Here is a 13,177-nt window from a genome sequence, read left to right as displayed (position 1 = left end):
CGGTCGATCGACGGCGACGGGGACAGCGATGTCGACGTCGACGTCGACACCGACACCGACAGCCACCGAAGTCTGCATGGAGCCGGTCGGCTGTCTCACGTTGGATTCCCCGCCGGAGACGTGGGTCGCCAACGCGGGTATCTACTGTGACATGGGGATGGCGCTGGGACTGACGGATCGGCTCGCCGGGATCGGTTCGCCGCGCCGATTCTACACGGGCTATTACGAGCAGTTGCCGGGGATTTCGCTGGACAAGCGAGCCTATCCGGCCCTGTCCCGAGGGACTCGGCTGCCGAAGGAGTCGTTCTACGCCGTCGATGCCGATATCCACATCATGGATCCGGTGTGGATCGTCAACACCTTCGGCTGGACCGAGGGCGACGTTGCGGAGATAGCGAACAACGTCGGTCCCTTCTTCGGGAACTACATCCGCGAGAAAGGGGACGCGTGGCACGACTACCGATACTACACCCTGTGGGAGGCCTTCGAGAAGGTGGCGACGCTCTTCGACCGTCGAGAACGGTACGAACGGCTCAACGCTGTCCATCGGGACCTGACCGAGACCATCCGGTCCCGTCTCCCCGACGAGCGACCGGAGCTCTTGCTGTTGCGTCCGCAAGGCGTCCCACCGCAGTCCTTCTTTCCCCAGTACATCGACGACTCCGTCTCCGACCTCCAGTGGAACGTCGTCGAGATTCGGGACGCGCTCGCGGGAAGTGACATCCCGAAGTGGGGCGTTCGGATCGGCTACGAGGCACTCGCGGAACTCGACCCGGACGTCATCGTCATGGAAACACAGTTCGCCGACGACTTCGTCCTCGAGGAGGAGTCGTTTCGGGAGTACACGCTCGGATTCCTGCGTGAGAACTCCGTCACCCGCGACATTTCGGCCGTCGAGAACGGCCGGGTTCACGCCGGCGGCATCAACTATCAGGGACCGTTGATCTCCCTGTTCCAGATCGAACAGGCCGCCAAGGTGGCGTATCCGGAGGAGTTCACCGAGGAGACGCTGTTCGACAGACAGCAGGTTGCACGTATCGTGTCCGGTGATCGCGGGTGACGCATCGAGCCTGACCGATGACCAGCGAGGATCACCTACCAGTCGACCGGTTCGATTGGATCACGCGGGAGTTGGGCATCGTCGTCGCCGGCAGTAGCCTCCTCGTCCTCGTCGCGGCGACGTTGCAATTGAGCTTCGGCGCGTACCCGCTCTCACCGGTCGCGGCCTGGCGAACGCTGTTGGACCCCACGGTCCTCCTGAGCGGCGGGGCTTGGCACGCGTTCCTGTTCGGCGGTCCCGTCCCGGCGTACGAGACGGGGACGCTCGTCACGTGGACGATCAGACTCCCCCGGGTGCTGGTGGGCATGCTCGTCGGGATGAACCTCGCCGTCTCCGGCGCGATACTCCAAGCCGTGACGCGCAACGAACTCGCCAGTCCGTTCGTCCTCGGAGTCTCCTCGGGGGCCGGCCTCGCCGTCCTCCTGACCGTCGTGGTGTTCACCGGCCTGCTTCCGTATCTCCCGCTGTTTGCCGCCGTCGGCGGCGGCGTCGCCTTCCTGCTGGTCTACGGTATCGCGTGGCAGGGAGGGACCAGTCCCGTCCGACTGGTCCTGGCGGGCGTCATCGTCAGCAGCGTGTTCGGATCGGTCCAGACCGGCCTCTTTCTCCTCTTGGAGGACGTCGGCGTCATCCAGAGCGTGGTGGCCTGGACGACTGGGTCGTTGGTCGGGGCGGACTGGGCACAGGTCCGGATGATACTGCCGTGGACGGCCGTCGCCGTCGGCGCGGCGCTACTCGGCGCGCGGCAGTTGAACGTCCTCACACTCGGGGAGCGAACGGCATCGTCGCTCGGCATGTCCGTCGAACACGCCCGGTTCGGACTCTCCGGGGTCGCGGTACTCGCGGCGGCGGCCAGCGTCGCCGCCGCCGGCATCGTCGGGTTCGTCGGACTCGTCGTCCCTCACATCGTTCGGCGACTCGTCGGCACGGATCACAAGCGGCTACTGGTCGGTTGTGTGTTCGCCGGCCCGGCGTTGCTGACCGCTGCCGACGCCGGGGCACGACTGGCACTCAACCCGGCACAGATTCCGGTCGGTATCGTGACCGGACTGGTCGGCGGTCCGTACTTCCTGTATCTGATGCGGAAACACCGCGACTTCGGAGGGTTCTGACCGTGGACGATCCGAAATATGGAGCCGACACGACCGACAGCTCCCTCTCGACGGCGTCGCTGACCCTCGAATATCCGAACGGCGAGTCGCCGGCCGTCGACGGCGTCTCACTCAGCGTCGACCCCGCTCGGATCACGGCGCTGGTCGGCCCGAACGGGAGCGGCAAGAGTACGCTGCTCAAGGGACTCTCGGGCCAACTGGAACCGACAACGGGACGGACGGTTCTCGACGGACGGGCAGTCGCGACGTACGACGACACCGAACTCGCACGTCGGCTGGGGATTCTCCACCAAGAGACCGATGGAATGGAGAGGATACGTGTCGAGGAACTGGTCACTCACGGTCGCTATCCGTACCGGGGGTTCCTCGAACGGCCGTCCGAAGCGGACGTCGCCGCCATCGAACGAGCGCTCTCGTTGACGGGGATCGAGCGGCTTCGCGACCGTCCACTGGCCGATCTGAGTGGGGGACAGCGCCGACTCGCGTGGCTAGCGATGGTCCTCGCACAGGACACTGATGTCCTCCTCCTCGACGAGCCGACGACGTTCCTCGACCTGCGACACCAGTTGGCCGTCATGGACGTCGTCCGTGAGCTACGAGATGATGTGGGCACGACGGTCGTCGTCGTGCTTCACGACATCGAACAGGCGGCCCGGTACGCCGACGAGATGGTGGTTCTCTCCGACGGGGAGGTCGCCGCCCGCGGACCGCCAGCGGAGATCGTCACGGCCGACCTGCTGGCGGACGTGTTTGGCATCGAGGCGACGGTCGAAACGGATTCGCAGGGTGTGCGGATACGACCCGTCCGCCCGCTCTCGCCGCCATCGCACGACCGATCACTATGAGGACCGACAGAACCCATATCGATCCCAGTGGACACTGGCGCGTGATCCTAGTCGCAATCGTCGTCGTACTGGCGGGGTGCCCGGGTGGCACGTCGAACACTGCGGACGACGTCGGGTCCGACGTACCTGAATCGCCGTCGGAGCCGGCACCGTCGTCGACAGCGGTCGACTCGACACCGATCACTCGGACATCGGCGGAGATATCCAGCGGAACGGATACGGCTGTTCGCCCCCTCACAGAGGGGATACTCAACGAATCATTCGTCGTCGGAACGGGATCGAACCGGGTCCGCTACACGATCACCAGTATTGATCGAGCAGATCGCGTCGGGGGTGAGTTCGGTATCGACGCCGACGCACAGTTCGTCGTCGTGGGAGTCACGGTGACGAACCTCGGCGACAACATCACTCGCGTCACCGGCGATGCGTTCACCGTGGTCGCGGGTGATGGGGAAAGATATCCAACGGACGGGCAGGCGATGAACGCCGACGAAGACGCGCTCCTCGTTCGAGATTTGGGCCCGAACGCGACCGTTCGTAGGATACTCATCTTCGACGTTCCTCCGACTCGAGAATCGCTTCGACTCAGCGTGACGGCCCCTCAGTCCTGAACCGACGCCTCCGGGAGTCTACCGACGATTGCCACCTCTGGGTTTGGCAGTAGGAACACCCAGAACGCATCCTCGAAAGTTCCAATCGTGCTGGACGCGCTCCCCGTCGGAAAGGGGCGAATTGCGGGAGTGGACACCTCATTGAGTATGGCTACAGGTGGGAGATCGAGAGCGGCTACAGATCGATAAAGCGGTTCGTGGCGTCGACGACGTCGAAGGATTTCGGATTCCGGTTCGTCTGCTCGCTATACTCGATCTGGCGGGTGGTGGACCTGCTTGTGCGGGTGGAGTTGACCGGTGGGTACGAGCATTCGCCAATCGTGACTGCCGACGCTGTTGAAGAAGGAAACAGGAATCGGGTAGTGAGGCAGTCTGTCTGGGCTAGCGGGCAGTTTGAGAAGCAAGGCTCCCGAAAGCCGTCGTAATTCCCCTTTACGATTGGTAGTAGAACAAGTAGTCTGTTTGAACGGCGATTTGAAGCAGTTTCGGCTCCTCGATGCAGCCGAATCCCCGCTAAACCCGTGTAGTCTCAACTTCCACGGGGGGCCGGTTTCGTATCGCGCTCGACGGTTTACTCTCGACAGCAATGCACTTCACTCCCGAACGTGACCGTCGACCGATGACCGTCTTTCTCGACGACATCCGGCGCTGGGACGGCGAATCGTACGGCACCTACGAGGTGACCGAGGCGGAGATACTGGAGTTCGCCGAGCGCTACGACCCACAGTGGTTCCACACGGACCCCGACCGCGCGGCCGACTCCATCTACGGCGACCTCATCGCCAGCGGCTGGCACACCGCCTCGATGTCGATGCGGCTGTTCGTCGACGGCTTCCTCGGCGAGACAGCGACGCTCGGCGCGAAGGGACTGGATCGACTCCGCTGGCCGAAGCCGGTCGTCCCCGGCGACGAACTCACCGTCCACTCGACCATCGAGGGCGTCGCGGAGGAGACGGAGGACTACGGCGTCGTCCGCTGGGGGGTCGAGACGACCGCCAACGACGGCGCGAAGACCGTTCTCGCCATCGAGGCGCTCGTGTTGGTCGCGACCGAGTAGGCCGATTCCCACGCTCCGGGAACGGGCTTCGCCGATTCCCCGATGCTCGGAATCGGCGCGTCGCATACGTTACTGTCGGCCCCACTCTCAACCGAGGTGAGTCACAATGAGCGTCCGTTCCCTCGAAGGGGAACTGTTCGGCGAACCGTTGACGATTCCGGAGCGCGTCGCCGCCGGCCTCGCGGCAGTCGTGGGAGCCGCCGGTCATATCGTGCTCGTGACGGCCGCACTGCTCTTTTTCGCCATCGTCCTCGGCGTCGTTTGACGCCGTGGACGGAGCAGTGGGTCGGGAAGTAACGGCAAGGTGTTCGGGGTCCGGGGCGTGAGACGATTGTTGTGACTGTGTACCGGTGGTTCGCTCGTCCGTCTTGGCGAACCACCGATACGGATTCACAGCAAACCGTACGAGTCACCACCGATCCGGCTCGTCGTACTCAGCGAGGAGTTCGGATCGGTGTTCGAGCTGACCCGTCGCCCGACGCAACACGCCGAGCAAGGTGTGAATCTCGCGGTCGGTCGGGTGGGCGCGGCCGATCAGCCGGCGGACCAGTCGCCGGGTCTTGTCCCGCTTTATCTCTTTGTAGCCGCTGGCGTCGAGGAACTCCGCCACGAAGTCGTGGAACCGCTCGACGTCCGCCTCCGCGGCGCGTTCTCGCTCCACGTCGGGCAGTTGCGTCTCTTCGACGGTCAGCTCGCGGAGTTCGTAGAGGAGGATAGTCGCCGCCTGTCCCAGGTTCAGGACGGGGTAGTCGGCGCTCGCGGGGATCGAACACACCTCGTCCAGCCGGGCGAGTTCCCCGTTGTCGAGGCCGCGGCCCTCCCGGCCGAAGACGAGCGCCGTCGGCGCATCGACCGTCCGCAGGCTCTCCGCCAGCTCCCGCGGCGTCTTGAACGGGAAGCGGACGTGTCGACGGCTGTCCTCGCCGGTGATGGCCGTACAGCCGACGGTGTGGTAGTTCTCGACCACCTCGTCGAACGTCACCTCCTCGGCGTTCGGGAGCACGTCCTCGCGGGCGTGGCCGGCGAAGCCGTACGCCTCGCTGTCGCGACCGAGTTCGGGTGGGTTCACCAGCTTGAGCTCCGACAGCCCGAAGTTCTTCATCGCGCGGGCGATGGTGCCCACGTTGCCCGGCGTCTCGGCGTCCACGACGACGACGACCGGCGGGTCGCGGTCGTGGCTCATCGCGACGGGTAGTCGGTGCCGAGGTCGACGTCGTCGAGGTCGAGTTCCTCGGCGTCTTCGCTCTCGTCCGCGTCGTCCGCGTCGTCCGCGTCGTCCCACCCCTCACGCAGGTCGATCCGCCGGCCCTCGAACCCCTCGTTCAAGCGCCGATGGATCTCCTCGGGGTCCGGCGGGTCGGGAAGCCCGTCGGGGTCGGTATCGACGTGATCCAGCCCCTCGTAGCCCGCCGGCGCGCGGCCGCCGTCGGCGAACCACTCGTGGAAGCGGTCGCGGAAGGTCGGTTCGCCGCGGTGTGCCTTGCCCCCCTCTTCGCGGTACCAGTAGAGGAAGTCGGCCTCGTGGTCGGCACACAACAGGAGTTCGTCGCCGGGTTCGCCGTAGACGATGGCCGCCTGTGCGCACCGCTCGATGTCCGCCTCGCCGTGAATCAGATAACAGGCGTCGCAGGGCTGTTCGACGAGGTAGGTGAGTCGAACGAGCCGTTCCCGAGGCTCCTCGGGCACCTCGTCGAGGGGCTTGAATTCGCCGTCCTCGGTGAACACCTCGGACTCCTCGAAGCGCCAGCCACGAAGCCCGATGTTGACCTTAGCCATTGTCGCCCGGTAGCGGCCGGGCGGATAAAAAGAGCGTGTCTCGCCGTCCGCGCGGCGAATCGGTCGACATCGTCCGGCCCACCGTCACCCCGACCGGTCCGCATATGGTCGTCGCGTCCCCACGGACGCTCATGCGCAACGTGGACGCCGCGGGCCTCGGCATCGGCGACGACTACCCGCCACGGATCATGGGGGTGTTGAACGTCAGCGAGGAGTCGCCGTACTCGCCGAGCGTCTTCGACGACCCGGACGAAGCCGCCGCGTACGTCGACGAGGACCTGATCGGCGAGGGTGCCGACATCGTCGACGTGGGGCTGGAGTCGGCGAACAAGCGCTTCGAGGTGCTCACCGCGGAGGAGGAACTCGACCGCCTCGACACCGCCGTCCAGGCGATAGAGAGCGTCTCCGGCGACGCCGTCTTCTCCATCGAAACCCGCTACCACGAGGTTGCCGAGGCGGCCCTCGACGCCGGCTTCGACATGGTGAACGATATCTGTGGGTTCGCGGACCCCGAGATGCCGCGGGTCTGTGCCGAACGGGACGTGGCCGTCGCGAAGATGGCTAGCCCGCCGAACCTCGAACGCCCCGGTGCCGTCGAGGCCGTGGACGACATCTACGCGGCCCTGCAACGGGAGGGGCTCACCGACAAGACCATCGTCGACCCCGCGTTCGGCGGGTGGAGCGAGGCCAAAACCCTCGAAGACGACCGCGAGACCTTCCGCCGCCTGCGGGAGTTTCGCGCCCTCGACCGTCCGATCCTCGTCTCGATCAACCGCAAGAACTTCCTCCGTGACCTCGCCGGCCGGTCGACGGAGGAAGCCCTCCCCGTCAGCCTCGCGGCCACCGCGATGGCCGTCGAGCGCGGCGCGCACGTGATCCGCACCCACGACGTGGCGGAGACGCGGGACGCCGCCCTGATCGGCAAGGTGTTCGCGCGGGACCGCCTGCGGACGACCGACGAGGTGGCCGTCGAGGAACTCGACGTGACGAGCGTCGGGGAGCTTCGCCGCCATCTGGATCGGATCGGCGGCGAGGCGGCGGCCGCCCGGCGCGGCGTCGTCCGCACCTTCGGACTCTCGGGGCTCTCGCCCGCCGAACGCGAGACGCTCGCCGACGCCGCCCGGGGGACGCCCGTGACCGTCGCCGGCGAGGGCGCGCACCGACTCCTCGTCGGGACGCCCGCGGACCTGCCCGCCGTCGTCGAATCGGCGTCGGGGCGGTCCGACGCCCTCGATGCCGCGCTCGCCGCCGTCGCCGAGGCACTCGCGTAACGCGCCGAAACCGCCCGGCCACGGTCGTGTGATCGGGCACTATCGGTCGACGACACGACTGTATAGTAAGAGAAAGCTTATGCCGGACGCTTCAGAACAACGGACGTGGAAGCCGGAGCGGCACACGGGTAGGGGTACTTGGTGTCGGTCCGGCTACTGTGGTCTTATTGTGCAATGAACTACCAGACGTGGCTCCCGGTGTACGAACGCATCCTCGACGACTTCGGGTACGACCGCGCCGGCGACGAACGCGCCCGTGACCGCCTCGCGGCGCTCGTGACCGCCTTCGACGAGTCACGACTCGGCTGGCTCGACGGAGCGGTCGTCGCCGTCGCCGGCGCCGGCCCGTCGCTCGAAGCCGAGGCGGGCGTCGCCGCCGACGCGGAGATGGTGATCGCCGCCTCGGTGGCCGCCGACCGACTCCGCGAGGTCGGCGTCACCGTCGACCTGATGGTCACCGACCTCGACAAGACGCCGGCCACCGCCCGCGACCTGACCCGCGAGGGCGTCCCCGTCGCCGTCCACGCCCATGGCGACAACGTCCCCGCCGTGGAGCGGTGGGTGCCGCGATTCGACGGCGAACACGTCCTACCGACGACGCAGGCCGAGCCAACCGGGCCGGTGCGCAACTACGGCGGGTTCACCGACGGCGACCGGGCCGCCTTCCTCGCGGACGCGTTCGGCGCCGCCTCGCTCCGATTCCCCGGCTGGGACTTCGACGACGCGAGCGTCGGCCCCGAGAAACGGCGGAAGCTCGTGTGGGCCGAACGGCTGCTCCACTGGCTCGAACGCCGTCGCGGCGAGCGGTTCGCCGTCCTCGACGGCCGGCGGTCGGGGATCGATCCGATCTGAGCCGATCGGCTCTGCCGACCGCCGTCACTGCGTTTCGGTGCTCCGTCGAGACGGAGCGGCCGAGCGCCGATACCGACGCCTCCGTCAGTCAGTGCTCGTATCGCTGCCACTCGACCCGCTGGAGTCACCACCGCTCGAACCTCCGGAGTCACCACCGCTCGATCCGCCGGAGTCACCACCGCTCGATCCGCCGGAGTCACCGCCCGATCCGCTGGAATCGCCACCGCTCGAACTACCACTGTCCGAATCACCGCCGCTCGAACTTCCGCTGTCCGAACCACCCGAGCTTCCCGAGTCACCACTACTCGTGCTTCCCGAGTCGCCACCGCTCGAACTTCCCGAGTCACTGCCGCTGTCTGAACCGCTCGAACTTCCCGAGTCACCGCCGCTCGAACTGCCACTGTCCGAACCGCTCGAACTTCCGGCGTCACCGCCGCTCGAACTTCCGCTGTCCGAACCACCCGAGCTTCCCGAGTCACCACTACTCGTGCTTCCCGAGTCGCCACCGCTCGAACTTCCGCTGTCCGAATCGCCGCCGCTCGAGCTGCCACTATCCGAATCGCCACCACTCGAACTGCCGGCGTCCGAGCCGCCATTCGCTCCGCCGTCGCTACTCCCGGCATCGCCGGCGTCGGCATCGCTCGCTCCACCGGAGTCCCCGCCGTCCGAACTGCCGGCGTCCGAGCCGTCACCGCCGGCGTCGCTCGACCCACCGGCGTCGCCGCCGTTCGAATTGCGGTTGTCCGCGCCACCCGAATCGCCGGCGTTTCCGGAGTCGCCGTCCGCTCCGTCGGTCGTGGACCCGCCGGCCGAGTCGGCGTCGTCCCCGTCCGTACCGGCGGAGCCGTCGGCGTTCGACCCGTCGTCCGTACGACCCGAGTCGCCGGCGTCGCCGCTCTCGGCACCGTCGTCCGAGGCGTCGTCGTCACCGTCCGCCCGGGTATCGGCGTCGGTCGGCCCGCCGTCGGGAGCCGGCCCGTCGGTGTCCGATCCGTCGTCGTCCTCCGCGTCGGGCGCGTTGGACGCCCCGGAACCGGACGCCCGATCCGAGCTACCCCCGGCGCTCGCTCCGCCGGACCGTGACGCGGACGGCTGGCCCGGTTCGCCGTCGTCGCTCGCGTTTCCGGTCGTGCTCACGATGCTCGCGTTGCCGGCGCCGTTCCCCGGCGCCGCCGCTCCGGCCACGGTGGGCGGGCCGGGCGGGACGACGGGTTCGATCACCGGCAGGCCGGACACGTCGACGGTGGCGTCGACGCCGCCGGTGTCGCTGAACACGGCGACGGTGTAGACGCCGCCGAACGCCGCCGCGAACGTCAGCCAGCAGGCGACGACGACGGGCAGGACGGCGCGGTGCTCGGGTGTCATCGACCCGCGCTCCTCGGTTCGACGGGCGCCGACGGGAGCGGCTCCGACTCCATCGGGACGCCAGCGTCGGCGTCGCCCGTTGGCCCGAGGTGTCGCTCGATGGCGTCGACTTCGGCGCTCGCGTCGTCGGGACCCGTCGGCACGTCGCAGGCGTACGTCACCGCACCGTCGAGGACGACGTACCGGTCGCGGTCGTCGCGCAGGAGTGGCCGGCCGAGGGTGGCGGCGATGGCCGACAGGTCGGCCGGCGTCGCCACGTCGACGGTCGGGCCGGTCGGACGCCCATCGCCGATGCGCACCGTCGGGGCGACCGTCAGTCGGTCGGCGGCCGTCGCCGCGTCGAACGGCGCGAACAGTCGAAGCGCGACCGCGAGGAGGAACAGCGCCCCGACGGCGATGGCGAGGGTCACGGAGACGGCCGTCGGCGTCCCGAAGGCGACGTAGCCGGCGTAGACGGTGAAGGCGCCGAGGGCGACGCTCGACAGCGTCAGGTCCGCGGGCGTGAACACGACCTGGTCGTCGGGGACGGGGTCAGTGGCCGTGGCCGTCGTCGCGACGGCCGCGTCGGAATCGGTCGGCGCATCCGCGTCGGCCGCGTCGCTCGCCGCCGCGCCGGACCGTCCCGCACGGAGCAAGTCGGCGACTTCCGAGACGACCAGCAGGCCGAGCGGAAGCACGACGAGCGCGACGAAGCCGGCGGGCGTCCCGACGAACTGGATGACGTGACCGATCAGTGGAATACTGAAGACGACCCGCCCGATCACGCGGTCCGGCGTCACGGGGGTCAGGTCGGCGTCCTCGTTCGCATCACCCTTGGTTTGGAACGCGGGCGGGGCGCCGGCGGAGCGCTCCACACCGATTACCCGGTGGGTGATCGGGATGGCGTCGCCGGCCCGCTGTTCGAACACGATCACGTCGCCGACGGCGATATCCCGGGCCGGCACCGAGTCGACGATCACCACGTCGCCCGGCGCGATGGCCGGTGTCATGCTGGCCGTCAGGACCACGTAGCTCGCTTCGGCGCCGACGGTCGCGGGGACCGCGTAGACGACGAAGGGGGCGATCAGGGCCAGCAAGACGACGGCGAGCAACGCTCGTCCGACCGTCGGGGGCCGCAGAGTCTGCCGAATAGTGTGATTCATTTCGTCTCACCGCTCGCATCGCTCGGGTCGGGAGCGTCGCTCCCGGTCGATTCCGTCGCAGTCGGGTCGTTCGTCGGTGGGCCGCCACGGGACCCCCCGTCGTCACACGAGAGCGCGACGACGGCGTCGAAGGTGCCCGCCGACCCGTTCCAGTCGTCGAGTTTGGCGCCCGTGCCCTCGCAGGCACACCGCGAGAAGTTCGCCGGCACGTCGAGGAGCGTCCCGCCCGTCGAGGAGACGGTTATCGTCGTCGTGCCGCCGGCGTCGAAGCGCCGGAACTCCGGGCCGGCCTTGACGACGGCGTACTGGATCGGAACCGGCGCCGTGACCGTCACGACGAACGCCTCGTCGACCGCGCCGGTGGCGTCGGCGCCCGTCTCCGGGTCGCGAACCGTCCACGTGACGGCGCCGGGATCGACCGACTCCGACGACGTACACAGCGAGACGTTGCTGATGGCGTAGCCGCCGTCGTCGCCGTCGTCGCCGCCCTCGCCACCGCCCGTGGGCGCACACGGCGGGAACGTGAACGAGGGGTTCTCCCCCGCGGTCGGCCGCCGCGGCGTCGGGACGTGTCGCGACTGCTCGGCGTAGGCGTCGACGCCGACGGCGAACGGCGACGCGGCCTTCAGCGCCCGGACGGTACCGGGGTCGTCGGCGAGCGTCGTCGAGGCCCAGACGTCGACCGCGAGACACACCGCGCCTTCGGAGCCGGGCGACACGGGGTCGCCGTCGCCCGCGAGGGCGGTGAGGAGGACGCCGTCGCCGCCGGGACCGGCGATGGTGTCGAGGAGGCCACCGAGCGAGCCGGTGTAGACCGTCGTCCCGTCGACGCGCAGTCGGGCGTCGAGCGCGTCCGCGACGGGGTCGGTGGGGCAGGCGCGAACCCACAGCCAACCGGGATTTGACTCGTCGCCGAGGCCGAGACAGACCGTCTCGGTGTTCCGGTGCTCGAAGCCGTAGTCGTCGACGGTGAAGGACAGGTCGACCCGTCGAGTGTCGTTTCCGTCGAGTGCGAGCGTCACCGACCCCGCAGTCATGCGGTTGTCGGCGAACGTCTCGCGGTCAGTCAGGTACGCGGCGGCGCCGCGGCCGGTCAGCGCACCGGCGGCACCGACCGTCGAAATGGCGGCCAGCAGACGCCGGCGGTTCAGCCGGAGTTCGTCCCGGTCGCTCATTCGCCCCCTCCGAACGGGTTCGTCGTCTCGTCGCAGGCCGTCGCGGCGAAGGCGATGTCGAGACGCGCCGAGTCGCTCTGGATGACGTTAGCCACCGAGGGGTCGATGCGCCAGCGCAGCGCGAGACAGCGTTGCGCCCCCGCGTCGATACAAGGGTCGTCGACGAGGCCGAACGTCAGGGGAACGCCGCCGGAGAGCGCGTCGCTAACCTCGGCCAGCGTGCCCGCGGCGACGACGGCCTCCTCGCTGAAGTCCCGGCGGCCGTTACAGCCGCCGACGCCGAGTCGGCCCGTGTCGTACCAACATTCCACGTCGACGTAATGCTGGAGTTCACCGGCGTCAGTCGCCGTGTCGTCGGTGGTGGTGTCGCCCTCGGCCCGTTCCGGCTCCACGAGGGAGTTCTCCGCGAACTCGGACGCCTCGATGCTGAGCCAGGCGCGGGCGTCGGCGCCCTCGGCCCGGAGGCCGATCAGGAGGAGGCCCTCGTCCCCCGGCTGCGCGTTGGGAATGGAGAGTACCGGCCCCGCGGCGACGGCGTCGGGACCCGTCACGTCGACGAATCGACCGGCGTCGTCCGACGTGTTGAACGAGTCCGAATCGTTCGTCAGCGGCGGGCCGTCGGTAAAGCGGTTGCTCTCCTCGGCCAGAGTGCCGTTGTATCGCTCGTACCACGCCACACGGAGGTTCGGGCCGGTGGACTGGGCGTACGTGTACTGCGTGAACGCCGGGTCGTGACCCATGGCGCCGACGGCCCGCGGCCCGGCCGCGAGGAGGCCGACGCCGCCGATGGCGGCCAGGAGTTTCCGGCGTGTGAGTGGTGAACCGTGTGTCATTGGAATCCCCGAGGGGAAGCCCACCGGCGGAGTCGAACCGCCCGTACCGTCCCGTGTGGGTCGTGTCGTTTTCGAACG

Annotated in this window: 14 protein-coding genes and 1 pseudogene; 9 read left to right on the top strand and 6 right to left on the bottom strand. The window is 68.4% G+C overall.

Annotated elements, in window-relative coordinates; all coding sequences use genetic code 11:
* The first annotated feature begins 28 nt into the window (after window positions 1-28).
* The 7 genes and pseudogenes from DU484_RS10780 (at window position 29) to DU484_RS19545 (ending at window position 4,950) form a co-directional block, all read left to right on the top strand.
* Window positions 29-1,060, top strand: coding sequence for an ABC transporter substrate-binding protein (locus DU484_RS10780; RefSeq protein WP_157969553.1), 1,032 nt, complete (start codon window positions 29-31; stop codon window positions 1,058-1,060).
* Window positions 1,061-1,077: 17 nt separating this feature from the next.
* Window positions 1,078-2,172, top strand: coding sequence for a FecCD family ABC transporter permease (locus tag DU484_RS10775; protein WP_114586052.1), 1,095 nt, complete (start codon window positions 1,078-1,080; stop codon window positions 2,170-2,172).
* A 2-nt stretch (window positions 2,173-2,174) separates the two neighbouring features.
* Window positions 2,175-3,017, top strand: coding sequence for an ABC transporter ATP-binding protein (locus DU484_RS10770; RefSeq protein ID WP_262342772.1), 843 nt, complete (start codon window positions 2,175-2,177; stop codon window positions 3,015-3,017).
* A gap of 41 nt (window positions 3,018-3,058) precedes the next feature.
* Complete coding sequence (locus DU484_RS10765) at window positions 3,059-3,628, top strand: DUF4352 domain-containing protein (RefSeq protein ID WP_157969552.1); 570 nt, start codon at window positions 3,059-3,061, stop codon at window positions 3,626-3,628.
* Between the two features lie 119 nt (window positions 3,629-3,747).
* A pseudogene (locus DU484_RS20425) lies at window positions 3,748-3,991 on the top strand (transposase); the annotation flags it as partial.
* Window positions 3,992-4,247: 256 nt separating this feature from the next.
* Window positions 4,248-4,685 (top strand): MaoC/PaaZ C-terminal domain-containing protein, encoded by a 438-nt coding sequence (locus DU484_RS10755; RefSeq protein ID WP_114587237.1) that lies wholly within the window; start codon window positions 4,248-4,250, stop codon window positions 4,683-4,685.
* Window positions 4,686-4,791: 106 nt separating this feature from the next.
* On the top strand, window positions 4,792-4,950 hold the full coding sequence (locus tag DU484_RS19545) for a hypothetical protein (protein ID WP_157969322.1): 159 nt from the start codon (window positions 4,792-4,794) through the stop codon (window positions 4,948-4,950).
* A gap of 144 nt (window positions 4,951-5,094) precedes the next feature.
* Here the strand turns inward: DU484_RS19545 and DU484_RS10750 are convergent, their stop codons facing one another.
* Both DU484_RS10750 and DU484_RS10745 read right to left on the bottom strand, forming a co-directional pair.
* Window positions 5,095-5,868: an RNA methyltransferase gene (locus DU484_RS10750; protein ID WP_114605893.1), complete on the bottom strand. Its 774-nt coding sequence runs from the start codon at window positions 5,866-5,868 to the stop codon at window positions 5,095-5,097.
* Entirely contained in the window at window positions 5,865-6,461 is a 597-nt protein-coding gene (locus tag DU484_RS10745; RefSeq protein WP_114586049.1) for a hypothetical protein, read from the bottom strand. Before DU484_RS10745 ends, DU484_RS10750 begins: the two co-directional genes overlap by 4 nt.
* Before the next feature lie 131 nt (window positions 6,462-6,592).
* On the opposite strand from DU484_RS10745, the gene folP reads away from it, so the two are divergent.
* Both folP and DU484_RS10735 read left to right on the top strand, forming a co-directional pair.
* Entirely contained in the window at window positions 6,593-7,732 is a 1,140-nt protein-coding gene (gene folP, locus DU484_RS10740; RefSeq protein ID WP_114606771.1) for a dihydropteroate synthase, read from the top strand.
* A 174-nt stretch (window positions 7,733-7,906) separates the two neighbouring features.
* Entirely contained in the window at window positions 7,907-8,584 is a 678-nt protein-coding gene (locus tag DU484_RS10735) for a 6-hydroxymethylpterin diphosphokinase MptE-like protein (RefSeq protein ID WP_114605892.1), read from the top strand.
* Between the two features lie 84 nt (window positions 8,585-8,668).
* Here DU484_RS10735 and DU484_RS10730 read toward each other — a convergent pair whose 3' ends face one another.
* From DU484_RS10730 to DU484_RS10715, 4 genes are read right to left on the bottom strand one after another with little or no spacing between them, the layout of a single operon-like run.
* Window positions 8,669-9,949: a hypothetical protein gene (locus tag DU484_RS10730; RefSeq protein ID WP_114605891.1), complete on the bottom strand. Its 1,281-nt coding sequence runs from the start codon at window positions 9,947-9,949 to the stop codon at window positions 8,669-8,671.
* A complete protein-coding gene (locus DU484_RS10725) occupies window positions 9,946-11,091 on the bottom strand; it encodes a signal peptidase I (protein ID WP_114605890.1) in 1,146 nt (381 codons plus the stop codon). Before DU484_RS10725 ends, DU484_RS10730 begins: the two co-directional genes overlap by 4 nt.
* Complete coding sequence (locus tag DU484_RS10720) at window positions 11,088-12,266, bottom strand: hypothetical protein (RefSeq protein WP_114605889.1); 1,179 nt, start codon at window positions 12,264-12,266, stop codon at window positions 11,088-11,090. Before DU484_RS10720 ends, DU484_RS10725 begins: the two co-directional genes overlap by 4 nt.
* Window positions 12,263-13,099 (bottom strand): hypothetical protein, encoded by an 837-nt coding sequence (locus DU484_RS10715; RefSeq protein ID WP_114605888.1) that lies wholly within the window; start codon window positions 13,097-13,099, stop codon window positions 12,263-12,265. The genes DU484_RS10720 and DU484_RS10715 overlap by 4 nt, the downstream gene beginning before the upstream one ends.
* Window positions 13,100-13,177 lie beyond the last annotated feature (78 nt).

It is taken from the genome of Haloplanus rubicundus, from assembly GCF_003342675.1.
GTDB classification, from domain to species: Archaea; Halobacteriota; Halobacteria; order Halobacteriales; family Haloferacaceae; genus Haloplanus; species Haloplanus rubicundus.
Note: the sequence above shows the minus strand (reverse complement) of the source record. Positions and strands in the feature narration are given on the sequence as shown.

Excerpts from the sequence above, each read along its gene's own strand:
- DU484_RS10715 (WP_114605888.1), bottom strand. The coding sequence starts at position 13,099 with ATGACACACGGTTCACCACTCACACGCCGGAAACTCCTGGCCGCCATC.
- DU484_RS10780 (WP_157969553.1), top strand. The coding sequence starts at position 29 with ATGTCGACGTCGACGTCGACACCGACACCGACAGCCACCGAAGTCTGC.
- DU484_RS10735 (WP_114605892.1), top strand. The coding sequence starts at position 7,907 with ATGAACTACCAGACGTGGCTCCCGGTGTACGAACGCATCCTCGACGAC.
- DU484_RS19545 (WP_157969322.1), top strand. The coding sequence starts at position 4,792 with ATGAGCGTCCGTTCCCTCGAAGGGGAACTGTTCGGCGAACCGTTGACG.
- DU484_RS10745 (WP_114586049.1), bottom strand. The coding sequence starts at position 6,461 with ATGGCTAAGGTCAACATCGGGCTTCGTGGCTGGCGCTTCGAGGAGTCC.
- DU484_RS10750 (WP_114605893.1), bottom strand. The coding sequence starts at position 5,868 with ATGAGCCACGACCGCGACCCGCCGGTCGTCGTCGTCGTGGACGCCGAG.
- DU484_RS10730 (WP_114605891.1), bottom strand. The coding sequence starts at position 9,949 with ATGACACCCGAGCACCGCGCCGTCCTGCCCGTCGTCGTCGCCTGCTGG.
- folP (WP_114606771.1), top strand. The coding sequence starts at position 6,593 with ATGCGCAACGTGGACGCCGCGGGCCTCGGCATCGGCGACGACTACCCG.
- DU484_RS10720 (WP_114605889.1), bottom strand. The coding sequence starts at position 12,266 with ATGAGCGACCGGGACGAACTCCGGCTGAACCGCCGGCGTCTGCTGGCC.
- DU484_RS10725 (WP_114605890.1), bottom strand. The coding sequence starts at position 11,091 with ATGAATCACACTATTCGGCAGACTCTGCGGCCCCCGACGGTCGGACGA.
- DU484_RS10775 (WP_114586052.1), top strand. The coding sequence starts at position 1,078 with ATGACCAGCGAGGATCACCTACCAGTCGACCGGTTCGATTGGATCACG.
- DU484_RS10755 (WP_114587237.1), top strand. The coding sequence starts at position 4,248 with ATGACCGTCTTTCTCGACGACATCCGGCGCTGGGACGGCGAATCGTAC.